Here is a 25,129-nt window from a genome sequence, read left to right as displayed (position 1 = left end):
AATGGAGCAAGTAATGATTATACTTATTGGAATTCTCGTTTCTGTGGCAACCTATTTAATCCTCTCTCGAAATATGATTCGTATCATTATCGGCACTGCGGTGCTATCCCATGCAGTTAATTTGCTCATTATGACGTCAGGGGGATTAAAAACAGGCAACGTGCCACTGCTTGGACATGGAGATGGTCCATTTACTGATGCATTGCCTCAAGCGTTGATTTTAACTGCCATTGTTATTAGCTTTGCTACGACTGCATTTTTACTTGTTTTAGCTTATCGAACATATAAAACGAATGGCTCAGATGATTTTAACGAATTGAGAGGAATGTCAGATGAATAACATCATAGTATTGCCACTGATTATTCCAATATTTACTGCAGTTATTTTGGTATTTTTGAGAAATTATATAGTAGTACAAAGAATGATCACGATTGCCACGATGATTGCAGTTAGTATCATATCATTCTTTTTGTTAGAGCTTGTACAAAGAGAAGGAATTATAAAATTGGACTTTAGTGGCTGGAAACCACCTTTTGGAATTTTGTTTGTCGCCGATACTTTTTCAGTGTTAATGGTATTAACCTCAAGCATTGTCACGGTGTTCTGTTTACTTTACGCTTTTTCAACGATAGGCGAACGGCATGAAAATATGTTCATCTATTCGTTTGTTTTATTGTTAGTTGGCGGAGTAAATGGATCCTTCTTAACAGGGGATATCTTTAATCTATTCGTTTGTTTTGAAGTCATGTTAATGGCGTCGTACGTGCTGGTGGCATTGGGAGGGGAAAAGGTACAACTTCGAGAGTCATTAAAATATGTATTAATAAACGTTATTGGATCTTCTATTTTCCTAATTGCTCTCGCTTATTTATACAGTACAGTGAAAACGCTGAATATGGCGCATATAGCCGAGCGAGTTGCTGAAGCCGGCCAAGATCCAATGCTAACAACTGTGGCGCTTGTATTGTTTATTGTTTTCAGTTTAAAGGCTGGTTTAGTGCTATTTTTCTGGTTGCCAGGTTCTTATGTTGTGCCGCCTACTGCTGTACAAGCATTATTTGCAGCGCTGCTAACAAAAGTTGGCGTGTATGCATTGATTCGAACTTTTACATTAATGTTTCCGCATCAACCAGAAGTGACTCATACAATTATCGGAATTTTTGCAGGAGCAACTATTATTTTAGGATGTATGGGTGCGCTTGCTTCACGAAATGTATTAACAATTGCAGCCTACAATATTGTAATTGCTGTAGGTTTCATTTTAATTGGTTTAGCAGTTGGCACGGAATCAGCAATTGCAGGTTCTGTATATTACTTAATACATGACATGGTAGCAAAAGCGTTATTGTTTTTATTGGTAGGGATGATGGTTTACTTAACGGGTGAAAAGTTAATAGATCATATGAGTGGACTCATTCGAAATTATCCATTATTTGGCTGGATTTATTTTTTAACGATGTTAGCTTTAGTAGGAATCCCACCGCTTAGCGGGTTTGTAGGGAAAGTGTTGATTGGTAAAGGGTCGATTGAAGCTGGATCCTATGTATTATTATTTCTTGGATTTGCATCAAGTCTTGTCGTGTTATTTTCATTATTAAAAATCTTCTTAAGTTCGTTCTTTGGAGAAACGATTATAACAAATGAAGATAAAAAACCGCTTCCGATTGCTTCAATGGCTTCCTTTATTGCTTTAGCCCTTTGCATGATTGCAATTGGTCTAGGTGCAGAACAGCTATTAGTTTATGTACAAGATGCGACAAATATCCTTGTTAATCCATCTATCTATATTGATGCTATTTTAAGTGAAAGTTAGGGGGTGGGAAGGTGTTTTTTGCCCAATTTATTTTAAATTTGTTTATAGCGCTTCTTTGGCTATTGTTCAAAGACGAGCCTACACCGACACTTTCGACTTTTAATACCGGTTTTATCGTTGGGATAGGAATTCTTTATGTAATGCATCGATTTTTTGGCACACAATTTTATTTAGTTCGAGCAATGAAAATTATGAAACTTGTGGTGATTTTCTTTAGAGAACTTATTGTTTCAGGTTTTGTTGTAATGAAGCAAGTTTTAACCCCCAATTTAAAAATTACACCGGGTATATTTAAGTACAAGACAATATTGAAAAATGATTGGGAAGTAACGGCTCTTTCGTTGTTGTTAACATTAACTCCTGGTTCCGTAGTAATGGAGATATCAGAATCTGGTGATGAATTGTATATTCATGCGATGGATATTGGACAGAAGGAAGACTTAATTCGTTCATTAGGAAGATTTGAGACCGTAATATTGGAGGTGTCCCGTTAATGATCGATATGATATTGCTAATTTCTCTAGCCCTGTTTATGGTTGCTATTACACTGCATTTAATTCGAATTATTAAAGGCCCAACAATGCCCGACCGAGCAATTGCTCTTGATACAATTGGTGTTAATTTGATTTCATCAATGGCCATACTTTCAATCTTATTAAAAACGACAGCCTTTTTAGAAGCGATATTAATATTAGGGATTTTAGCATTTATTGGGACAATTGCTTTTTCTAAATATATAGAGAGAGGTGTCATTATTGATCGTAAGTCAGATCATTGAGTGGTTCAGTGTTATCATTATTTTTATTGGCTCAATCATTAGTGTGATTAGCGCATTTGGAATGCTTCGTTTTCCTGATGTATATACTCGTGCTCACGCTGTAGCAAAAAGCGCTACACTAGCTGTTCTATCGTGTTTAGTGGGTTCATTCTTTTACATTTGGGTTCAAGATGGATATATAAGTGTTCGATTGTTGTTAGGAATTCTATTTGTATTTATCACTTCCCCCGTATCCACTCATCTTGTGATACGAGCAGCCTATCGCTCTGGGGTGCCACTAGCTGAGGGTTCAGGTGAAGACGAATTAAAGCCAGTATTATTTGGAGAGAAAGAACCTTTACCAACTAAACAATCAGAGTAAGTTCATACTTGATTGTCTAATTGTATAGCAATATTATAATGAATGGACATTTGGAAAACTAAGAATAGAATTGAGCGAATGGTTTTGAAAAAGTTACTAACACTGATATTGTTAATTGTCGGTTTATATTTGTTTTTGTACGTAAATAATCATTGGATTGTCATAACGGAACAAATATATGAATCTGATGAAATTCCTGATTCATTTAACGGTTTTCGAATTACTCAAGTATCTGACTTGCATGATGCTTTATTTGGTGAAAATCAAGAAAAATTAGTTGAAAAAGTACGGGAAACAAATCCAGATGTCATTTTTATTACGGGAGATCTTATTGACAGCAATCGTTATAATTTACAACAGAGTTTATTAGCTGTCCGTGAATTTGTAAAAATCGCGGATGTGTACTATGTAATTGGTAATCATGAAGTAGCAATTAATCAAGTAACGGAAATTTATAATGCCCTTGAGGAAATAGGAGTACATATTTTACCGAACGCTGCGACATGGGTTGAACGGGGAGGAGAAAGAATTGCTATAGCGGGCATTGAAGATCCTCTCAATGGGACTGATACGCAAACTATGTTAAATACTGCATTATCAACTGTTCCGAAAGATATGTTTACAATGCTACTTGCCCATCGTCCGGAAAAGTTTGATATTTATGTAAAAAATGAATTAGACTTGATATTTACAGGACATGCCCATGGAGGTCAAATTAGAATTCCTTTTGTTGGAGGCTTAGTAGCGCCTGGACAAGGGTTTTTCCCTGTATACACTGCGGGATTTTATGAAGAGAATGGGACGACGATGAATGTGAATAGAGGATTAGGCAATAGTGGAGTACCTTATCGAATTTTTAATTTGCCTGAGATTGTCGTTGTAGAGTTAAAGACGAAATAAGCTGTTATGCTCAAAATATAACCGTCTCAAATTGAGGCGGTTTTTTGTTGTAAATTGTTTTATGAATATGAGAAGATATTTGACCATTATTCATTTTTGATTATGATTGTAATTAGAATTTTTAGGACTAATTTAAAGGAGAAAATGTATATGAATATCATTGATTTTACAATGGAAGAATTAATTGATCCGACTGGTATAATTGAGGGAAGACGCTACGAATTTTTGTTGGACATAGAAGTGGATGAGGAAGACGAACTATATTCTAGTGCAGGAACACAAATCCGCCTTCTTGTAGGCGATAATGGGGAAGGGCCATTTATTATCAATTATTTTATTATGGATAAGCAAGATGAAAAATATATTGAATTAGCATTAGAGGAAGACGAAGAGCAGTACCTATTAGATTTCTGTAAAGAGCGATTAGCACAACAAGGTGAATAGTATATCATAAGAGAAAAAGACCCTATCATTCATAGAGATGACGGGGTCTTTTATGTATAAATAGGAGTTCGCTTAATATAGATGGTTATGTTGACGAACAAACTAGCATACTAGGAAAATATTTTATAAAAATACATTTTTTTATAGAATCAAATTCCCTATCATTCAAGAGGAATCTAATAATTACTATTAATGGATTTTACTATTTCCATTCCGTTTTCATAGATTTAATAATATCTATGAATGAATTATCATATATTGAATAAGAGGTTCACAAAATTTTCAGATTATTTTAAAATATTACTATAATTATTGAGATATAACTGTTATAAAGCTCGTAATGATAGCAGTTTGTTTCTTCAAAAATTATATGAATAGTTGGCTTGTTCATAGAGGGGATGGGAAAAGTGACTATATTAAAAGATTTAAAAATTCTCGATTTTTCATCAATGCTTCCTGGGGTTTTTACGACGATGATGTTTGCAGATTTTGGGGCAGACGTCATTCACGTTGAGTCCACACGTAGAGTGGATTTAATGCGCATTATGCCGCCATATGATGATAATAAAGAGTCGTACATTCATCAGCATTTAAATCGCTCCAAAAAATCACTCAAACTAAATTTAAAAACACAAGAAGCAGTGGAAATCGTAAAAAAATTAATCCAAGAATATGACATTGTCATTGAAGGATTTCGGCCTGGTGTAATGGAACGTTTAGGCTTAGATTATGAGTCATTAAAACAAGTAAATCCAAAGCTGATTTATTGTTCTGTCACGGGTTATGGCCAAACAGGACCATATCGCAATCGTCCAGGTCATGATAATAATTATTTATCGATTGCAGGTATACTTGATTATTCACGACACAAAGGGAAAAAACCTGTTTCGATGGGGATACAAATTGCAGATATAGCTGGGGGAACATTACATGCAGCGATAGGTGTGCTTGCATGTGCACTACATCGTGAAAAAACGGGAGAAGGAAAATACATTGATATATCCATGACAGATGCTGTCTTCACAATGAATGCATTATATGGAACAGCCTTTTTAGGAAGCGGTGAGTTACCAAAGGCTGAAGAAGAAATATTAAACGGTGGAACGTTTTATGATTATTATGAAACAAAGGATGGTCGTTATTTTTCAGTAGGTAGTTTAGAGCCGCACTTCCGCAAGTTATTGTGTGAAGCATTAGATATTCCTGAATTAATTCAAAGCACGTTTAATGACTCTACTTATACACAAAAGAGATTTAAAGAGGCAGTAAAAGATGCTTTCTTAACGAAAACTTTTGATGAGTGGTTGGAAGTGTTCAATGAAGATTTTCACGGTTGTGTTGAACCAGTTCTAACCTTTGAAGAGGCTTGCAATCACCCGCAAATTCAAGCTCGAAATATGATTGTCGATGTTCCAAAAGAAGACGGTACAACACAAAAGCAGATTGGAACTGCAATAAAATTTGACGGTGTCGAACCAACCTATAAATTTGTTGGTGCAAAAGTCGGTGAACATACAGTAGAAATTTTAAAATCGCTTGGTTATTCGGATGAGGAGATTGAAACATTCCATCAAATGGGCGTGTTGCAATAAAAATCGTCCCAAAGGTAATGGCTATTACTTTTGGGACGTTTATTTTTGTACAAAACCGGAAACGAAATTACGCAAATCCTCAAAATCTTCTTGTAGTATTAAGTATTTTATATAGATGTTGATTAATTGTTCAAACAGTTCAAATTGTTCTGTGGCGAAAAGAGCTTTCAACAAATTGCAAACATGTTGGGATGTCATTTTAGCAATAGGATAGAAAGGACTTTCAATCTCTCTATATTGTTTTAGCCATTTTTCGATAGATTGTAATACGTGCTGAGGCGAATGATCAACGATGTAAGCAATATCCCGTTGCACAGTTGCTTCAATTTTAAGCAGTAAATCTTTATCGAAGACTTTTGCATTTAAAAAATCATAGATGCTTGTACATGAAGCGATTTCATACTCTTTCATCAATTGCAGCACATCGAAATATTGTTCGTTTTTTACAAGAGCATCAATGACAATAAAAAATACTTGTTCTAGGTAATTTTTATCGTATCGTTTTACTAACGATTGTGGCTCAGGTTTTAAGTTAGGTAATATTTCTCCATATTCTATTAATAATTCGATGGAATGATTAATTAAACGATCATTCATGATTAAATATTTTCCATGAGCAATGGTTTTTTCCGTATCAAAATGCTTTGCTCCATCAATTGCTAAAATATACGATAGTAAAGTTTGTTCTTTCTCGGTCAGTGCCCATTCTCCAGATTTCCACGTTCTAATTACATCCGATATCAATTTATTGATTTTTTTATAGTGCCGTTTTCCTCCCATAAAATGAAGGGAGATATTTAATAAATGAAACTCTTTTAACAAATAGGAACGTGGATTTTTATAATCAATCTTTTGAATGAATTTATTCATTGTTGTGACCACTTGATTTTTCGTTTGAAAAGATTGAATTAATTGCTTAAATTGATTCATTAAATCAAGGGGATTTTGAATCGTATGTAATGGTGTTTGTAAGAAAATTGAATAAATTTTTTTGGCATACAAATAACGCCAAAAGTCAGGTTTCTGATTATATAGTATATGTATGAAATATTTTCTCCCTATTTTATATAAATGAATTTCATTCAATTTAGTAATTGATTTTGAATAATTCGACTTTTTCCCAAAAACTAATTCAATAAAATGTGAAAAGTTAAAAACATTTTTCATGAGTGCATGCTCGAATATTAATTTTTTGCTAGTTGGAGATGAGAAAAATGCGTCGAGTTTCTTTTCAACGTTTTGCAGTTCTATATTCGATAAACGAAACATTTCTTGTGTAAATAAGTCCATTTTTCCCCAGCTGTTTTTAACGGTACTATAAATAACGTTTGTTGCTTCTGTTTTATTGAAAAGAATCTGTTTAAGAGGGATCACGTTGCCAAATATTTTTTCGTCAATTTCATAACTACTAAGCTGTTCAATCGCTTCTTCAAAAGGTATACCTATCTGACCTTTCGTCTTTTGAAAGAGCAGTTCGTCAAATTTGAGCATGCTGCCTCTCCTCCTAAATCACTTAAGATGAATATACCAAAGATTAGAAATAAAAAAAATGCAAAAAAGATTTACCTTTTAGCTAGTTTTGTTTGCTATTCATATTGAAATATCCATCAGATTGCGGGCATCACTGAAAACCAATTGGTGAAGAATCGATCTCTTAGTAAGACTAGCAACTCGAAGAATATGATACATTTAGTATAATGTAATATTGAATGAAGCTACCTATCTAAACTAAGCGAGGTCGCAAAATGTACTACTTATCAATGATTTTTTTCCAAATTGTTGCACCGATTCTTGTATTGCTTGTAGTAGGTGCATTGTTACAGAAGAAATTTCAATTTAACTTAAAAGCATTGTCTCAGCTCGTTACATACTGTTTTATGCCAGCAGCAGTCTTTGTCAATATATATGAAACGACAATTGACATGTCGGTACTTGCACAAGTAGCAATATTTATTGTTTTGTTTATTGGAAGTCAAATGCTGATTAGCCATTACATAGCCAAACTATTAGGTCTTAATCGTTTAGAATCGGCTGTCTTCAAAAATAGTGTTGTGCTCATCAACTCTGGGAACTATGGTATACCTGTTGCACAAATGGTTTTTGCTACTCAACCGATTGGGGTTGCCATTCAAGTAATTCTCGTTATTTTCCAAAATATGACCACGTATACTTACGGCTTGTACAATTTAATTTCTGCGACAAAATCAGGGTTGGAAATTTTAAAGGGCTTTTTGAAAATGCCGATTGTTCATGCATTAATCATTGGGATTATTTTAAATATCGCAGATTTTGAAATTCCCCAAACTTTTCGCATTCCATTGGATCATGTTGCGGAAGGATTTATTGCAGTTGCTTTAATTACGTTAGGGGCTCAATTATCCCAGATTGAAATACGCACAATTATTAACAAAACGATTATTACAAGCTGCTTTACGCGACTAATACTAGGCCCAGCAATTGCACTACTAATCATTTATCTACTTGGAATCGATGGGGTCGTTGCAAAATCTCTATTTATTGCAAGCGCATTTCCTACATCCCGCAACAGCTCAAGTCTAGCTTTAGAATATGATGTGGAATCCAATACTGCCGCACAAACGGTTTTATTCTCTACGATTGTAAGTTGCTTTACGGTAACAATCGTGATATATCTATCCAACATTTTTTTTGGATAAAAAGAAAGCTTAATAAAAGGTCTTAACTACCCCAAAGTGTTAAATCAATTTCAGGATTTCAGGATAGTGATGACAAAAATAAATCCTACCTTGCCGATGATGGTAAGGTAGGATTTTTTATCAATGATTAGTAGATTGATAGATTCATTTGTAAGCGATTTGAAATAGGTTATTTGAACAGTATAATTAATTATTTTTTGACAGAATCTTTATATGGATTTGTTAAATCCATTCCATCTAATGATAAACCAAGTGCTTTTGCAACGCCTTCACCATAAGCAGGGTCTGCTAAGTAGCAGTGTAAAATATGGCGGCGTTTAATATGTTCTTCTACTCCTTCCATAGCGCGAGCCGTATTTTCAAAGAGTCGTTGTTGTTCTTCTGCAGTCATGATGCGGAACAGTTTTCCAGGTTGTTCGAAATAGTTATTGTCATCTTCGCGGAAATCATAAATATCTGCATCTCCCTCAAGAGCTAAAGGTGGCTCTTTCAATTCAGGATGATGTTGCCATTCGCCGTAGCTGTTTGGTTCGTAGCTCAGCGTGCTTCCTAAGTTGCCATCAAAGCGCATTGCACCATCGCGGTGGAATGTGCGGAATGGACATTTTGGAGCGTTAATAGGAAGTAAATAATGGTTTACTCCTAAACGGTAACGTTGTGCATCCGCGTATGCAAAAATACGAGCTTGTAACATGCGGTCTGGTGAATAACCGATACCAGGTACGATGTTTGATGGTGAGAATGCAGCTTGTTCTACATCTGCAAAGTAGTTATCTGGATTTCGATTTAATTCGATTTCACCAACTGGAATGAGAGGGAAATCTTTTTTGTACCATACTTTTGTTAAGTCGAATGGATTGTAAGGCATTTCTTTTGCTTGTTCTTCAGTCATTACTTGGATGTACATTTTCCATTTTGGATAGTCACCATTTTCAATTGCATTGTAAAGGTCGCGTTGATGAGATTCACGGTCTTTACCGATTAATTCAGCTGCTTCTTGATCTGTTAAGTTTTTAATCCCTTGTTGTGTTATGAAATGGAATTTAACCCAAACTCGTTCGTTATCTTCATTAATAAAGCTGTAAGTATGAGAACCGAATCCATGCATGTTGCGGTAGCTTGCAGGGATTCCGCGGTCGGACATTGTAATTGTCACTTGGTGTAATGATTCAGGAAGCAGTGTCCAGAAATCCCAATTGCTATTAGCATTGTGCATATTTGTACGAGGATCGCGTTTTACTACGTGGTTTAAATCGATGAAGTGCAATGGATCGCGGAAAAAGAATACAGGTGTGTTATTACCAACTAAGTCCCAGTTTCCTTCTTCAGTATAGAATTTGATTGCGAAACCGCGGATATCGCGCTCTGCATCAGCTGCACCACGTTCACCAGCAACTGTAGAGAAGCGAATGAATAATGGGGTTTTTTTCCCAACTTGAGAGAAAATTTTTGCTTTCGTGTATTTTGTAATGTCATGCGTTACTGTAAATGTACCATGTGCCCCTGAACCTTTTGCGTGCATACGGCGTTCTGGAATTACTTCACGGTTGAAGTTCGCAAGTTTTTCAATTAACCAAACATCTTGTAATAAGACAGGTCCACGTTTGCCTGCTGTCATAGAATCGTGGTTGTTCACAACGGGTGCACCATTTGCTTTTGTAAAGAGTTGGCGTTTATCGTTAATATTAGTCATATCATTGTACCTCCTAAATTGTTCTTCGCTTATGTATTAACTATAACAAATCTAAATAAAAATTTCTACTAAATTAGAATAATTATTTTTAGAAATAATTTATAAAGAGGTAAATATTCTAATCTGAATTGAATTCCTTCAATTACTTGAATGTAATAAAACATAGTAAAAAAGTGAAAGAGAAAAAATGAAGCTAAAAATGGTTGTATTGATTCTATACATGACAAAATAATTGATAATGAATAAATCTAAATGAAAAATTATTGTATTCCAGTGAAAAAAGATATTTATTGCAGTACAATGAACTATTGTGTGGTTGATTCAATATAAAAATGTACGGTATGTGATTAAGGAGTATTCTTATGCAATTGATAATTACCTTTACCCTTTTAGTAGTAACAATATTCCTGTTTATATTAAATCGTTTTCGGGGAGATTTAATTGCTATCATGGCGCTACTTGCGTTTGTCACTTTGGGAATCCTTACACCACAAGAGGCGTTGGAAGGGTTTTCTAATTCAGTTGTCATCATGATTGCGGGGTTATTTATAATCGGAACAGGATTAATGCGAACTGGATTAAGTGGTATGGCAGGAAGATTGTTATTGAAGTGGTCTGGAAATAGTGAATTAAAATTGTTTGTATTACTTCTTCTCATTGTTGCGGTTGTCGGTGCTTTTATGAGTAATACAGGTACGGTGGCATTAATGATGCCGATTGTAGTAAGTATTGCATTAAGTATTCAAGTAAGTCCATCTAAGTATTTATTGCCACTATCTTATATGGCCAGCATGTCCGGCCTAATGACGCTCATTGCATCACCTCCAAACTTGATTGTTAGCCAGACTCTTGTGGATTATGGATTTGGCAAGTTGGGTTTTTTCGCCATTACACCAATTGGGATGATTGCAGCGGTAGTGGTGATCCTTTATTTAGTATTCGTGCGAAATAAGCTGCTACCAAATAAAAACAAAGGAATTAGTTCAAATAACGCTTATCAGTTGTCTCCGGAGAAGATTGTAGAAGAGTATCATCTAAACGATAAATTATTTAAAGTTTACGTTCCAATGAATTCAAAAATTGTAGGGAAGAGCCTTGCTGAATTGAAATTGCCTTCGACATTCAATGTATATGTGATGAAAATACTGAAACATACAGAAGGACCAAAAGTATTTTCCTATCCTCATCAAATGGTAGCAGGGCCTAGATCTATTATCCATGCTCGAGATGTATTATATGTTCAAGGGGAGCAAGAAGATGTATATCACTTTGTAAAAGATTGTGGTTTGGTAGTTCGTGAATTTGATCGAGAGGAATCGAATGAATTAGTTTCAAAAGATATTGGTGTAGCGGAAGTATTATTAACTCCTCATTCAAGACTGATTGGAAAAAAAGTTGGTGAAATTGGATTTAGGGAAAAATACGATGTAAATATAATTGGAATTAATCGAAAAGGAGAATATTTCACAGAGAACATTGCTTCTCAAAGGCTTCGTTTTGGTGATGCAATTTTAGTTCAAGGAACTTGGGATGCGATTGAATTTTTATCCAAGGAAACGCAAGATGTAGTAGTAGTTGGACAACCAAAAGAAATGGCTGGACACATTGCAGCAACAGGAAAAGCCAAAATAGCAGCTGCCATTTTACTCTTTATGGTTGCATTAATGGTTTTTGAAGTGTTCGATGCGGTAATTTGTGTATTAATTGGAGCAGTGTTAATGATTATTACTGGTTGTTTACGGAATGTAGATGATGCTTATGATCAAATGAATTTTGAGAGTATCGTATTAGTAGCGGCAATGTTACCGATGGCGACAGCGTTAGAAAAAACCGGTGGAATGACGCTGTTAGCAGATGGCATTATACATGTATTAGGTGGTTTTGGCTCTTTTGGTGTATTAGTAGGGGTTTATCTACTGACCATTGTATTCGGACAATTTATTAGTAATACTGCTACTGCTGTTTTGTTTGCTCCAATTGCAATGAATGCCGCTTTGACGATGGATGCAAACCCATATACATTTATGATTGCAGTTGCCGCTGCAAGTGGAATGGCTTTTGCGACACCAATTGCTTCACCAACGAATTCATTAGTGTTAACTGTGGGAGGCTATACATTTACGGATTTTTTAAAAATCGGAATACCGTTACAATTAATTATGTTTATTGTGATGATGTACGTTATTCCTTTTATATTTCCGTTATAAGAAAAGGAGTGCCATCATCAAGAAGATGATGCACTCCCTTTATTTTGAATCTAAAATGATTTCAATCAATTCATCGCGATCGATTAAATATACATCGTTTGATTCTGCTAATTTTTGTGCTTGTTTTGTAAAATAGCTGTTTGTAATAACCCAAGCTTCTGTTGCATCGTACATTTTTAAAGCACCGATTACTTCTTGGACTGCTTTTACACCTACACTTCCGGCATATCTTTTCGCCTGAACGGCAATCGTATTTTCTCGGTCCTGTAAAATGAGGTCAGCGCCATAATCACCAGAGGTCTTTGTATACGTTACCTTAAAGCCACGTTTTTTAAAAAGCATGCCTAAAAACTCTTCAAATTCTTCGCCTGTCATTTCATCTATTTGCTTAATACCGGCTTTTCGAAGGCGAAAAAAGCCTCTTGTTTTCCACCATAATTTTATAAGGAAAGCAGTGAATAAAAAAATTCCTAATGAAATCAGTGTACCTTTCCAAGTTCTTGTAAAGTACCACCCTATGCAACCTACGATTATAAGCAGAAGCCTAAACAATGCACGAGTAAATCGATTTTTCTTTTTAGTTCTCTTTGCCAACAGTCTTAACCCCTTACTGCAATTCTCAACCTATATAGTATCATAAAAAAGGGTACGTATGTTTGTGTTTGTTAAATATAACGTTTTTTTGAACTGATGAAGGAAAATATAAATAAAATTATAGAAGTTGCAATAAACAGAATATTCGGCACTGTCCAGCTACCTGTTATTTCTTGAATGAATCCGAACAAAACGGGGCCAACTGCAGCAATTAAATAACCAAAAGACTGAGCAAATCCAGAAATTTCAGATGCTTCATAAGCGTTTCTGGTACGCAACGTAAAAAGCATTAAAACAAGCCCAAAGGAAGCACCTGCCGCAAGTCCTAAAAGCATCATCCAGATGAATATGGCATCTGTCCATTGGAATAATAGACCACTAAAACCGATGAGATAGCATAGAGTAAAGAAATAGACAATTGGTTGCTGAGATGATAATTTTTCAGCTAGTATTGGAACAAAAAATGTCATGGGCATTTGTGAGAGCTGAAAAACAGATGCCATTAAACCAGCTTTTTCTAAACTGAAACCTTGTGATACTAAGATTTCTGGTATCCAAGCAGTGGAGCAGTAAAACAATAAAGACTGCATTCCCATCGCAATTGCAATTGCCCATGCGAGAGGGGATTTCCAAATTCTGTTCCCCAATTTGGCCTCTTTTTCTGTTTTGCCTTGTTCAACGTGCTCACTGCGCAGAATGGGAATCCAAGCAATCATTGTAAGCAAACCGAAAATAACAGTACATCCAAGAGCACCTTGCCACCCAGCATGTTCCGCAATAGGTTGGCTAAAAGCGAGAGATGCTGCGGCGGAGATGTTCATTGATACAGTATATATTCCCATTAACAATCCGACATGATATGGATATTTTGCTTTAAAAAAACTCGGGAACAATACATTTCCAAAAGAAATAGCAACACCTATTAATATCGTACCGATAATAAGTAAGGGGATATTTCCGGCTGATCTCAAAATAATTCCGATTGTTAAAAGAATCAATGAGTAGAACAAGGTATATTCCATGCTTAATTTACGTGAAATCTTTGGTGCGAAGGGAGAAACAATAGCAAAAGCAAGAAGCGGAATCGTCGTTAAAAATCCTGCTAAAGTATTGGAAATGCGTAAATCCTCTCGAATATAGGAGATGATAGACCCAACTCCCGTTATCGGAGTTCTTACGGTCGTAGCAAAAAAGATGATGGCTATGAAAAAAATAAAGGTTGCAAAAGTAAAATGGAGTTTATTAACAGAACTTTCTTGTTCTATCTTCATAAAAAAGACCTCCAATAATTCAAAATAACCAAAATAGTGTTATATTAATAAAGTGCCTTCTTGAACGGATACAAGAATAATAATACCTTTCAATTGTAAATTTTGGTAGGAGAATGCTTTTTCAATAATAACTAAAAAATTTTTTTCAAAAGGAAATAATGTAAGAATAGAGGAAATGGAGTTAAAAGGAGATATATCATGGGAAAAGAGATTGAAAATGATAGACAACTGAGACGAGGATTGAAAAGTAGGCATATTACAATGATTAGTTTAGGAGGAACCATTGGAACAGGGTTGTTTCTAGCCAGTGGAGCATCCGTTGCCCAAGCAGGGCCAGGGGGAGCTTTAGTAGCGTATGCCTTAATCGGGTTCATGGTTTATTTTTTAATGACAAGTTTAGGGGAAATGGCTGCCTACATGCCTTCTTCAGGTTCATTTAGTACATATGCAACAAAATTTGTGGATCCTGCCTTTGGATTTGCAATGGGGTGGAACTACTGGTACAACTGGGCAATTACAATTGCTGCAGAAATTTCAGCTGTAAATTTAATTATGAAATTCTGGTTCCCTAATAGTTCATCAGCTTTGTGGACAATCCTTTTCATTGTAGTCGTATTAACTTTTAACATATTATCAGTCAATATGTATGGCGAAAGTGAATATTGGTTTGCCATGATTAAAGTAGCCACAGTGATCATCTTTATTATTACTTCCTTCTTAATGATTTTTGGCATTATTGGTGGAGAGCCAGTCGGTTTAACAAATTTCTTTATAGATGAGGCTCCGTTTAATGGTGGTTTTCTAGCGATATTCGGAATCTTTTTAGCTGCGGGATTTTCTTTCCAAGGAACAGAATTGTTAGGAATTACAGCTGGAGAGACTGAAGATCCTGGGAAAAATATACCGAAAGCTGTACGTTCGGTATTTTGGCGTATATTACTATTCTATATATTAGCCATTCTTGCAATTGGATTATTAATTCCTTATACAGACCCACGACTATTATCAGAAGATGTAGCGGTATCACCATTTACTTTAGTATTCGATAAATTAGGGATTGCCTTTGCTGCTTCTGTGATGAATGCCATCATTTTAACTGCTATGCTTTCAGCTGGGAATTCAGGTTTATATGCTTCTTCACGTATGTTATGGCAATTGGCTGTAGACGGAAAAGCTCCGAAGATTTTTGCCAAACTAAATCGTCGAGGTGTACCAATTTATGCCTTACTTGCAACTCTTGCAGTAGGTTGTTTAGCCTTTCTATCTTCCTTCTTTGGGGATGGAATAGTTTATATGTGGCTATTAAATGCATCTGGGTTATCAGGTTTTATTGCTTGGGTTGGTATTGCCATTAGCCATTATCGATTCCGAAAAGCATATATTAAACAAGGAAGAGACTTAAATGATTTACCTTACAAATCACCTTTATATCCATTTGGGTCACTGTTTGCATTAACTTTATGTTTAATCGTCATTATTGGGCAAAATTATACGGCTTTTATCGGAACAATCGATTGGTATGGAATTGCGGTTTCGTACATCGGAATTCCTTTGTTTATCATCTTTTGGTTAGGGTATAAGATTAAACACAAAACAAAATTGATTCCGCTTGAGGAATGTAATTTAGATGTAGAGAAAAAGTAAGCCAACAACAAAAGGATATATAAGAGGCTAAATCTGTTGTTATAATGGGAAAAATGGAAAGTTTTAAGGGTTTTTCTGTCTAATCAAGTGAAAAAGATCAAAAGACTGGTAAAGGATGAGTAAAATGACGGTCTCCGTGGGTTTTTTCAGAAAAATATACGAATGGATTGTGGATGGGCATTCTGACGATATTCAATATCGGCCATTTCAAGTGGATGGGAACCCTTATAAATCGAGAGTATTTTTAGTCGGTTTATATCCGGAATCACTAGCTTATTTTGATTTAAATGATATAAAAATGTATGCTGATTCACTCGTTGATGGAGAATTGTTTGAACAATTAAACGGACTTGAAATCATTGCAGCTTCTCGGGAATATAAAGGTAGCTTGAATTTTGCACAATGGATGAAAAAAGAATTTAATGAAAACGTTGTTTTGACGAATGTAAATTGTCTTCTTGCAAAGGATTATAAACAGTTTAAGCAAATGAAAAAAGAAAATCATTTACTATATCTCTCGGGAAAACAGTTGTTTGAAAAAGTGCTGAATGAATTTTCACCAGAAATTATCATCATTCAAGGTTCTAAAGCGTTTGATGAATTTCGAGAAATTTATCAAGAACGTTTGATTCATAAAGTAGAAACGTTTGAGACAGGTACTGTACAAGAACTTGAAAAATTAGGAGTTATTGCAGAATATCCCCTCGAAAACGGTGAGAATGTCAAAGTTATTGCATGCCGTAATATGTCTTACTTTGGCAAAGAAGGAGCAGCGTTTGGAACTGTAAAAGAAGTAATTGGCCGCCTATTGAAATAGTTTTTTGTGATAGTTTAGAAAAAACAGAAAATGCGAACAATTCATCTGCTCATTAGTTGAAATTTCACCGATTTCCGAATAATACATGTGTTTTTTTAAAGAAATATCTTGCATTCGACATATGACGTGTTTATAATAATAAACATTCAAAAATAAATACCACACTCATATAATCGCGGGAATATGGCTCGCAAGTTTCTACCGACTTACCGTAAATAAGTCGACTATGAGGGGATTGTCTAGATTTGTCGGATGTTAGTACATATGCACAAGTCTATGTGCTTTCGATATACTCGAAAGGCTTATTCCTCATAGGAAAGGTCTTTCGAGTTTTTTTATTAAAGGAATGATGAAAGGGCGAATTTTTAATGGATCTGTTAAAAGAAAAAATAGCTCAAGAAGGGAAAGTGCTTTCGGACACTGTGCTAAAAGTGGATTCTTTTTTGAATCATCAAATTGATCCGCTTTTAATGAGAGAAATTGGCGAAGAATTTGCGAATCGATTTAAGGATGAAGTGATTACAAAAATTTTAACAATTGAATCTTCCGGTATCGCACCTGCGACGATGTTAGGTTTGACTATTGGTGCAGAGGTAGTATTTGCACGCAAGAAAAAATCATTAACTTTATCTGGAAATTTATATACTTCGCAAGTTTACTCATTTACAAAACAAGAAACAAACGAAATATCCGTTTCAAAAGACTTTTTATCCCCAGACGATAATGTGTTAATCATCGATGATTTTTTAGCAAATGGTGAGGCGGTAAAAGGATTATTGGATATAGCTAAACAAGCAGGGTGTAAGATCGTTGGAGTTGGCATTGTGATTGAAAAAGGATTCCAAAATGGTGGGAAAGTGTTGCGAGAACAAGGTATTCGTGTAGAGTCTTTAGCCATTATCAAATCTTTAAAAAATAACACAATCGAGTTTGCTGAATAATTGATTGTTTAATTATTTCGAGGAGGAACATGATTTCATGACGAATGGAAAAGCAATTACCCTAGGTATACAGCATTTATTAGCGATGTATGCTGGAGCTATTTTAGTACCGTTAATTATTGGGAGTTCATTAGGGTTTGATGAGCAGCAGCTAACGTATTTAGTGGCAATTGATATTATGATGTGTGGCGTCGCTACCTTGTTACAGGTAATGAGGGGGAAAGCTTTCGGAATTGGTTTGCCTGTCGTATTAGGATGTACATTTACTGCGGTATTTCCGATTATTTCAATTGGCCAGAGTAAAGGTATCGGTGCGATTTATGGAGCTATTATTGCTTCTGGATTTATTATTATTCTCATATCAGGAGTATTCGGAAAGTTAGTAAAATTTTTCCCTCCTGTTGTGACAGGTTCTGTTGTTACAATTATCGCAATTTCATTAGTTCCAGTTGCCATGAATAACATGGGCGGAGGACAGGGAGCACCAGATTTTGCTTCGGCTTCCAACCTCACATTAGCGTTAGTTACTCTCATAATGATCTTATTGATTTATAGATTTACAACAGGCTTTATTCGTTCCATCTCCATATTATTAGGCTTAGTGTTCGGAACAATTATAGGTATTTTTATGGGGAAAGTTGATTTTTCGCCTGTATTAGAAGCAGGATGGTTCCATATGGTACAACCATTTTATTTTGGAACGCCAACCTTCGACTTGGCTTCAATCCTTACAATGACGCTTGTTGCGATGGTTTCGTTAGTAGAATCGAGTGGTGTCTATTTTGCATTAGGTGATATTGAGAAAAAGTCAATTTCAGCAAGTGATTTGGCACGCGGCTATCGATCAGAAGGATTGGCTTCAATCATTGGTGGAATCTTTAATGCATTTCCATATACAACGTTTTCACAAAATGTTGGATTAATTAAAATGACAGGGGTAAAAGATCGAAAAGTCATCATTATTACTGGGGTAATGCTCGTTGCTTTAGGCTTTTTACCAAAAATCGCAGCACTAACAACAATTATTCCAACAGCTGTACTAGGTGGAGCTATGCTTGCAATGTTTGGAATGGTATTGACGCAAGGTATTACAATGCTTGCACCTGAAATTTTGAAATCACCAGAAAACACGATGATTGTCGCAATTTCTGTAGCCCTTGGTGCAGGTGTTGCATTTGTACCAAATATTTTTGAAGTATTGCCAGGTAGTCTATCCATTTTAACGTCTAATGGAATTGTTTGCGGTTCATTATCAGCGATTATGTTAAACATCATATTTAATATGATTGGTCCAAAAAAAGTAGATTCCATGTATGCAACAACAGCAGAAGAGTAATATAAAAGAAATAACCGACGAGCCAATTGCTCGTCGGTTATTTCTTTTTTAGGGGTATGTTAAGGGATGAAAACACAAATTTAGAAATTTAAGCATTTGGATAAATCATCTTTTTCGGATCTACATATTCATCGAATTGTTCTTCTGTTAGTAAGCCAAGAGAAAGTGCAGCTTCTTTTAAAGTAGTGCCTTCCGCATGAGCTTTTTTCGCTATTTTTGCTGCATTTTCATAACCGATGTAAGGATTTAATGCAGTAACAAGCATTAAAGAATTTTCTAAGTTGCGCTCAAGTACTTCATGGTTCGGTTCAATGCCTATAGCACATTTGTCGTTGAAGGATTTCATTGCATCAGCTAAAAGTCGGGCTGATTGAAGGAAGTTATAAATAATGACAGGTTTAAATACGTTCAATTCAAAGTTTCCTTGACTAGCAGCAAAAGCAATTGTTGCATCGTTACCGATTACCTGAGTAACAACCATCGTCATAGCTTCAGATTGAGTAGGATTTACTTTACCAGGCATAATCGAACTTCCTGGCTCATTTGCTGGAATAATAATTTCACCAATACCGCTACGAGGACCACTAGCAAGCCATCTAACATCGTTCGCAATTTTCATTAAGTCTACAGCTAAGGCTTTTAAAGCACCATGTGCAGCAACAATTTCATCGTGGCTTGTTAATGCATGGAATTTATTTTCAGATGAAACAAATTGTTTGCCGGTAATATTACTAATTTCTTCTGCCACCATGTCTCCGAATTTTGGATGAGCATTGATGCCAGTACCAACTGCAGTACCTCCGATGGCTAAGCTCTTTAAATACTCGGTATTATGTTTAATCATTTGTTCTGAGCGTTCTAGCATATAATACCAGCCGCTAATTTCTTGTCCAAGTGTTAAAGGTGTTGCATCTTGTAAGTGGGTACGACCGATTTTAATGATATCTTTGAAAGCTTCTGATTTTTCTTTTAATGTATTTTTCAAAAGTTGTAATCGAGGCAACAAATAGTCTTCTACCATTTCAACAGCAGCGATATGTAATGCTGTTGGGAATGTATCGTTCGAACTTTGACTCATGTTGACATCATCATTTGGATGAACTTTCTCCGATGATCCTTGTTCTATTAATAATTGATTTGCACGGTAAGCAATAACTTCATTCACGTTCATGTTAGATTGAGTACCGCTACCTGTTTGCCAAACAACTAGTGGGAATTGGTCATCCCATTTACCTTCTAGAATTTCATCTGCTGCTGAAATTATGGCATCTGCTTTTGCTGGTGATAATTTATTTAATTTTTTATTGGCGATTGCTGCAGATTTTTTTAGTATTGCAAATGCTCGAATGACTTCTATTGGCATTTTTTCATCGCCAATTTGGAAGTTTTCTTTACTACGTTGTGTTTGGGCGCCCCAAATTTTATCAGCAGGTACACGTACTTCACCTAACGTATCTTTTTCTATACGATATTCCATTTTGTACAACTCCTTCGTATTAGTATATGTATTTCAAATAAAAAATAGTATTGATTATAGAATTTTGGCTGCAACATAATAGTTGCAGCCTAGAAATGTCTATATATAGGGGGATATAGACATAATTTGGAGAAAATAAAATGGAAAATATTGTTCCCGAGATATATTTTGGGGGGTTCAGCTCGGAAATTTCTATTTACGATAATGATAATCATTATCAATTAAATTGTCAACAGGAAATTCATCATAATTTGAAAAAATCACCATTCAGCTCTTTCTAATTCTTCTGCAATGATTTGCAAATCGTAAGACGTAATCACAAATAGCTCATATGGATTGCGTTCCATGTATTTCTCAACCAGTCGCTTTAAATATTTTGGAGATCCTTCATGTTCTTCATCATAGACAAGTAATAGGGCATCGGTATTTTGAATAATAAATTTATCTTTTTCAACAAATTGCCAAGGTGCTTCATATGGTCTTTTTGTTATACTTGTCACAAAATCTGCTTGACTAATAATGTAAGCGTATTGTTGTTGTCTTTGTTCATTCCAATTTTTCTCGATATCTAAAAAAGGTGTAATAACGGAATATTTCAATTGAGGAAATTCATTTTTTAGTTCAATGACAACTTCTGCAGTCCATATTTCAACACCGAGTTGTCCACTGACGATGACCCATTCTAATCCATCCTCAATCAAACTTCTCAATTCATTCTCAATGGCTTTTTTTATGATTTGGATGCCAGGATGTTTTTCGTTAAATATACCTAATTCATGGGGTCTGTATCCTGACACATAAAGCGATTGAATCATTCTAATCCCTCTCTTAATATAAGGAATAGTTTTGCTATATATTAATTGAATATCATAATGTAATGAGAATAAAAAAATCAATAAATAAGGCTGTTTAGAAATTTTAACTTTCTAAACAGCCATAAATGAATTGCATTTAGTGCATGTTAGTGAATATTATATATTCTCTTAATTTGCACTTTCTGCATTCTCAAGAACTTCTTTAATTCGTTCAAGTGCCCAATCAATTTGTTCTTTCGTAATGATTAATGGTGGGGCAAAGCGAATTACATATTCATGAGTTTCTTTACATAATAGACCTTTTTCCTTTAATTGTTCGCAATATTTGCGAGCAGGTTCATGAAGTTCAACCCCTATGAATAAACCTCTTCCTCGCACTTCCTTAATAATAGGTGATGAAATTTTTAAAAGTTCTTCTTTAAAGTATTGTCCTAGCTCAAGTGAACGTTCCACTAATTTTTCTTCTTCGATGACTTCAAGGGAAGCGATTGAAACAGCACAAGCTAGTGGGTTACCACCAAAAGTAGAACCATGAGAACCAGGATTTAATACCCCTAAAATATCATCGTTTGCCACCACAGCAGAAATTGGCATTACGCCTCCGCCGAGTGCTTTTCCAAGAATATAAACATCCGGCTCAATATTCTCCCACTCGCAAGCGAACATTTTTCCTGTACGGCCAAGTCCAGTTTGTATTTCGTCCGCAATAAACAATACATTATGTTCTTTACAAAGTTTTGCTGCTTCTTTTAAGAATCCTTCAGGAGGTACAATGATCCCTGCTTCTCCTTGAATAGGTTCAAAAATAAAAGCTGCAGTGTTTGGTGTAATAGCGTTTTTTAATGCCTCAATATCACCGTATGGAATTAATTTAATTCCTGGAATTAACGGTCCAAAACCGCGTTGATATTCTTTCTCAGATGAAAGAGAGACAGGAATCATAGTGCGGCCATGGAAGTTTCCATTGCAACCGATGATTTCAGCTTTATTTTCTTCAACGCCTTTCACATCATAAGCCCAACGGCGAGCAACTTTAATCGCTGATTCCACAGCTTCTGCACCAGTATTCATTGGTAAAACCATGTTTTTTCCGGTGATTTTACATACTTTTTCATACCATGGACCAAGTTGGTCGTTATGGAATGCACGAGAAGTTAAAGTTACTCGATCTGCTTGATTCTTTAATGCTTGAATGATTTTTGGATGTCGGTGACCTTGGTTTAGAGCAGAATAAGCAGATAGCATATCCATATATTCTTTACCTTCTGGATCTTTTACCCATACTCCTTCTGCTTCACTAATCACAATTGGTAGTGGGTGGTAGTTATGAGCACCAAGCTTTTCTGTAATTTCTATAATTTCTTTTGTTGTTTTAACCATTGAAAAATCCCCCTTAATGTACTGAAGCATAAAAAAATTGTGTTTTTTAGCAAAATTGCTTATAAATTCATTATATATGATAGATGTGATTTTTTAATCGAAAGAATTTAAATTATCAATAATATTATAATAATTTGCTCTTTTTATTAGGCATTAGAGTTCAATTGAAACTTTTTTCCAAAGACTTATGAAGGATAAAAATAGAAGGTTATCCAGAAACTGTGTTAAACTGGATAACCATTTTGATTAATGATAAGAATTCAGTTGGTTTTTCCAAAACATTGCAATGATAATACTTAAAATTAATATGATTGTTGCAAAGTAGTATGGATAATTATAATTCATATCAAATAAGATACCACCAATGATAGGGCCAAAGATATTTCCGATGCTTGTAAACATGGAATTCATGCCCCCTACAAAACCTTGTTCATTTCCTGCAATTTTTGAAAGATAGGATGTAATTCCTGGACGAATTAAATCAAAGCCAACAAAGACAATCCAACAAGTTAACATGATTGTCCAGTAAGAATTTACAATTGTCATAACGAACACTAATAGGCCTGACATAATTAAACTAATTCGAACAACGTTAATTTCTCCGAACCGCTTTGTTAATGCATCAAATAATAAAATTTGCACAACTGCTCCAACAATACCACCGCCTGTAACGATTATGGCGATATCTTTTGGTGTAAATCCAAATTTATGATCAATAAATAGGCTAAATAATGACTCGAAGGAAGCTAAACTGAATGTCGATAGGAAAATAATAATAAACGAAATAAGATACATTGGAATAAAAATTCGTTTCCAACCAATTTTTTCATCTTTGAACACTTTCGGATGCTCTCTACGTTCAGGCTCCTTCAAAATAAAAATGGAGGCAATGGCTACTAATGCTCCCAAAACACTGGCAGCAAAGAATGGTACACGAATTCCAAATTCCGCTAAAAATCCGCCTATACCAGGCCCTACAATAAATCCGGTATTAATCGCGGCAGACATAAATCCAAGGGCTTTCGGACGTTCGCTTTCAGATGTGATATCCGCAATATATGCAGTAATCGCAGGCATGATGCATGCGCCACTAATTCCACCTAAAATTCTTGATAGGAAAAGAATCTCAAGGCTCTTAGCAATACCAAATAACAACTCTGAAAAACTAAATAAAAAAAGACCGATGATAATCATTATTTTCCGGCCGTATTGATCCGTCCATTTTCCTGTAATGGGAGAAGCGATTAGTTGAGCTAATGCAAAAGCAGCTACCATGTTTCCTACTACGGTGCCGCTTAAGGATAATTCATTCATTAATGAAGGCAAGACAGGGATAACTAGGCTAATACCAACAAAGGTAATAAAAATATTTCCAAGTAATAGAGCTAAGGCAACTTTTTGAGATTTTGATTGCATAAATATCCCCTTTGAATTTTTTATCTATAAAATTATTTTTAAATAGCAGTAGTGATATTGTAACGGTACATTTACAGAAATTGAAAGTGCAAAAAGGTCTATTCCTATTTAAACCTTTACGAAAGACTGAGTCAAGGAAACACAAATGTTTCAGAATACTTACATAAAATAGTAAAAGGGGAAAAGACATAACAAAAAAAGGATGGCTACTTGCCATCCATGAATGATAATGGGATTTGTGGAAGAAATGTGTGCTCACTCACCACTCGCCGTCGAATAAGGGGTATACAATGGTTACTGGGAATGCAAATTCGGAGAGACGTTCCCAACTAAATAAATGGAGGTAACAATGATCAAACTATAAACTCCACCCTCATGCCAACCTAAGAAGTTAGGATACAATATGCGTCCAAACCATTCCTGTTGTGAAGGGATCTATTCACCATCGACTTAACTTTACAGATCCTTTTCAATGAAACAAATTCAGGCTCTTATTTTTACATCGTTATATAGGGAGTTCAAATTGATTTACTGCAGAGGGCTGTATTTGTTCATTTTCACAATATAGGAAATGGGTATCCTTGATTTATCCAATTCAAAGTTTGTTACATCAAATTGAAAAGGATAATTGTTGCCGTACATTTATATTCATAGGGTAATTTACTTCTCATTACAATAATTAAATTTCTCACCTCCTTTTGTTTTCATCATATTCATTTAATAGTTTATATGAAGGGACAATTAGCTAATCTTTTGATAATAATAAACAATTATAGCGAGAAAAATTAGAGATAAAAGTCTATTATTGAACTAAACTTTTTTCTTTACTTCACTCTTAAGAAAAACTACAACTATTTTCGGTTTCTCAAGTAGTAAAGAATTTTTATGGATTTAATAGTCCCTATTTAAATTATTATTCAGAGATAATGTGATGAGAAAATACTTTTTAATGAATTTGTATAAACGAAATACAT

The 25,129-nt window shown here is 35.0% G+C and carries 22 protein-coding genes and 1 riboswitch; of the genes, 14 read left to right on the top strand and 8 right to left on the bottom strand.

Annotation, left to right across the window (positions count from 1 at the left end; translation table 11 throughout):
- Nucleotide 1 precedes the first annotated feature (1 nt).
- From NSQ18_RS06335 to NSQ18_RS06300, 8 genes are all read left to right on the top strand, one after another.
- Nucleotides 2-340, top strand: coding sequence for a Na(+)/H(+) antiporter subunit C (locus NSQ18_RS06335; protein WP_016837586.1), 339 nt, complete (start codon nt 2-4; stop codon nt 338-340).
- Nucleotides 333-1,814, top strand: coding sequence for a Na+/H+ antiporter subunit D (locus tag NSQ18_RS06330; RefSeq protein ID WP_339289465.1), 1,482 nt, complete (start codon nt 333-335; stop codon nt 1,812-1,814). The genes NSQ18_RS06335 and NSQ18_RS06330 overlap by 8 nt, the downstream gene beginning before the upstream one ends.
- 11 nt (nt 1,815-1,825) lie before the next feature.
- Entirely contained in the window at nt 1,826-2,308 is a 483-nt protein-coding gene (locus NSQ18_RS06325) for a Na+/H+ antiporter subunit E (RefSeq protein ID WP_016837588.1), read from the top strand.
- A complete protein-coding gene (locus NSQ18_RS06320) occupies nt 2,308-2,592 on the top strand; it encodes a Na(+)/H(+) antiporter subunit F1 (RefSeq protein ID WP_016837589.1) in 285 nt (94 codons plus the stop codon). The genes NSQ18_RS06325 and NSQ18_RS06320 overlap by 1 nt, the downstream gene beginning before the upstream one ends.
- Nucleotides 2,570-2,953, top strand: coding sequence for a Na+/H+ antiporter subunit G (locus tag NSQ18_RS06315; RefSeq protein WP_016837590.1), 384 nt, complete (start codon nt 2,570-2,572; stop codon nt 2,951-2,953). The genes NSQ18_RS06320 and NSQ18_RS06315 overlap by 23 nt, the downstream gene beginning before the upstream one ends.
- An 84-nt stretch (nt 2,954-3,037) precedes the next feature.
- The gene (locus tag NSQ18_RS06310; RefSeq protein ID WP_026019012.1) at nt 3,038-3,853 is read left to right on the top strand and encodes a metallophosphoesterase; all 816 of its coding nucleotides are present in this window, start codon (nt 3,038-3,040) and stop codon (nt 3,851-3,853) included.
- Between the two features lie 150 nt (nt 3,854-4,003).
- The gene (locus tag NSQ18_RS06305) at nt 4,004-4,297 is read left to right on the top strand and encodes a DUF6509 family protein (RefSeq protein ID WP_016837592.1); all 294 of its coding nucleotides are present in this window, start codon (nt 4,004-4,006) and stop codon (nt 4,295-4,297) included.
- Nucleotides 4,298-4,704: 407 nt separating this feature from the next.
- Nucleotides 4,705-5,889 carry a CaiB/BaiF CoA-transferase family protein gene (locus tag NSQ18_RS06300; protein WP_016837593.1) on the top strand — a complete coding sequence of 395 codons (1,185 nt, stop codon included), beginning with the start codon at nt 4,705-4,707 and terminating at the stop codon, nt 5,887-5,889.
- 39 nt (nt 5,890-5,928) lie between these two features.
- Here NSQ18_RS06300 and NSQ18_RS06295 read toward each other — a convergent pair whose 3' ends face one another.
- Entirely contained in the window at nt 5,929-7,380 is a 1,452-nt protein-coding gene (locus tag NSQ18_RS06295; RefSeq protein WP_339289464.1) for a hypothetical protein, read from the bottom strand.
- 254 nt (nt 7,381-7,634) lie between these two features.
- On the opposite strand from NSQ18_RS06295, the gene NSQ18_RS06290 reads away from it, so the two are divergent.
- Nucleotides 7,635-8,564 carry an AEC family transporter gene (locus NSQ18_RS06290; RefSeq protein ID WP_016837595.1) on the top strand — a complete coding sequence of 310 codons (930 nt, stop codon included), beginning with the start codon at nt 7,635-7,637 and terminating at the stop codon, nt 8,562-8,564.
- A gap of 190 nt (nt 8,565-8,754) precedes the next feature.
- Here NSQ18_RS06290 and NSQ18_RS06285 read toward each other — a convergent pair whose 3' ends face one another.
- Entirely contained in the window at nt 8,755-10,257 is a 1,503-nt protein-coding gene (locus tag NSQ18_RS06285) for a catalase (protein WP_339289463.1), read from the bottom strand.
- Nucleotides 10,258-10,619: 362 nt separating this feature from the next.
- Here NSQ18_RS06285 and NSQ18_RS06280 point away from each other — a divergent pair, with 362 nt between their 5' ends.
- Nucleotides 10,620-12,464, top strand: coding sequence for an SLC13 family permease (locus tag NSQ18_RS06280; RefSeq protein WP_339289462.1), 1,845 nt, complete (start codon nt 10,620-10,622; stop codon nt 12,462-12,464).
- 39 nt (nt 12,465-12,503) lie between these two features.
- Here the strand turns inward: NSQ18_RS06280 and NSQ18_RS06275 are convergent, their stop codons facing one another.
- On the bottom strand, nt 12,504-13,058 hold the full coding sequence (locus tag NSQ18_RS06275) for a restriction endonuclease (RefSeq protein WP_339289461.1): 555 nt from the start codon (nt 13,056-13,058) through the stop codon (nt 12,504-12,506).
- Between the two features lie 71 nt (nt 13,059-13,129).
- Complete coding sequence (locus NSQ18_RS06270; protein ID WP_339289459.1) at nt 13,130-14,329, bottom strand: MFS transporter; 1,200 nt, start codon at nt 14,327-14,329, stop codon at nt 13,130-13,132.
- A gap of 198 nt (nt 14,330-14,527) precedes the next feature.
- Between NSQ18_RS06270 and NSQ18_RS06265 the strand changes: the two genes are divergently transcribed.
- From NSQ18_RS06265 to NSQ18_RS06250, 4 genes are all read left to right on the top strand, one after another.
- On the top strand, nt 14,528-15,973 hold the full coding sequence (locus NSQ18_RS06265; protein WP_016837600.1) for an amino acid permease: 1,446 nt from the start codon (nt 14,528-14,530) through the stop codon (nt 15,971-15,973).
- 124 nt (nt 15,974-16,097) lie between these two features.
- Nucleotides 16,098-16,790, top strand: a complete 693-nt coding sequence (locus tag NSQ18_RS06260) for a hypothetical protein (protein ID WP_016837601.1) — start codon at nt 16,098-16,100, stop codon at nt 16,788-16,790.
- A gap of 145 nt (nt 16,791-16,935) precedes the next feature.
- Nucleotides 16,936-17,037, top strand: a riboswitch (purine riboswitch).
- Nucleotides 17,038-17,158: 121 nt separating this feature from the next.
- Complete coding sequence (locus NSQ18_RS06255) at nt 17,159-17,731, top strand: xanthine phosphoribosyltransferase (RefSeq protein WP_016837602.1); 573 nt, start codon at nt 17,159-17,161, stop codon at nt 17,729-17,731.
- A gap of 37 nt (nt 17,732-17,768) precedes the next feature.
- Nucleotides 17,769-19,067: a nucleobase:cation symporter-2 family protein gene (locus NSQ18_RS06250; RefSeq protein WP_016837603.1), complete on the top strand. Its 1,299-nt coding sequence runs from the start codon at nt 17,769-17,771 to the stop codon at nt 19,065-19,067.
- A gap of 88 nt (nt 19,068-19,155) precedes the next feature.
- Here the strand turns inward: NSQ18_RS06250 and fumC are convergent, their stop codons facing one another.
- The 4 genes from fumC to NSQ18_RS06230 form a co-directional block, all read right to left on the bottom strand.
- The gene (gene fumC / locus NSQ18_RS06245) at nt 19,156-20,544 is read right to left on the bottom strand and encodes a class II fumarate hydratase (RefSeq protein WP_016837604.1); all 1,389 of its coding nucleotides are present in this window, start codon (nt 20,542-20,544) and stop codon (nt 19,156-19,158) included.
- Nucleotides 20,545-20,804: 260 nt separating this feature from the next.
- A complete protein-coding gene (locus tag NSQ18_RS06240; RefSeq protein WP_168412474.1) occupies nt 20,805-21,359 on the bottom strand; it encodes a DUF1273 domain-containing protein in 555 nt (184 codons plus the stop codon).
- A gap of 168 nt (nt 21,360-21,527) precedes the next feature.
- Nucleotides 21,528-22,739: an ornithine--oxo-acid transaminase gene (locus tag NSQ18_RS06235; protein WP_016837606.1), complete on the bottom strand. Its 1,212-nt coding sequence runs from the start codon at nt 22,737-22,739 to the stop codon at nt 21,528-21,530.
- 246 nt (nt 22,740-22,985) lie between these two features.
- Nucleotides 22,986-24,155, bottom strand: coding sequence for an MFS transporter (locus NSQ18_RS06230; RefSeq protein WP_016837607.1), 1,170 nt, complete (start codon nt 24,153-24,155; stop codon nt 22,986-22,988).
- Nucleotides 24,156-25,129: the final 974 nt, after the last annotated feature.

The organism is Ureibacillus sp. FSL K6-0786, from assembly GCF_037965165.1.
Taxonomy (GTDB): Bacteria; Bacillota; Bacilli; order Bacillales_A; family Planococcaceae; genus Ureibacillus; species Ureibacillus thermosphaericus.
Note: the sequence above shows the minus strand (reverse complement) of the source record. Positions and strands in the feature narration are given on the sequence as shown.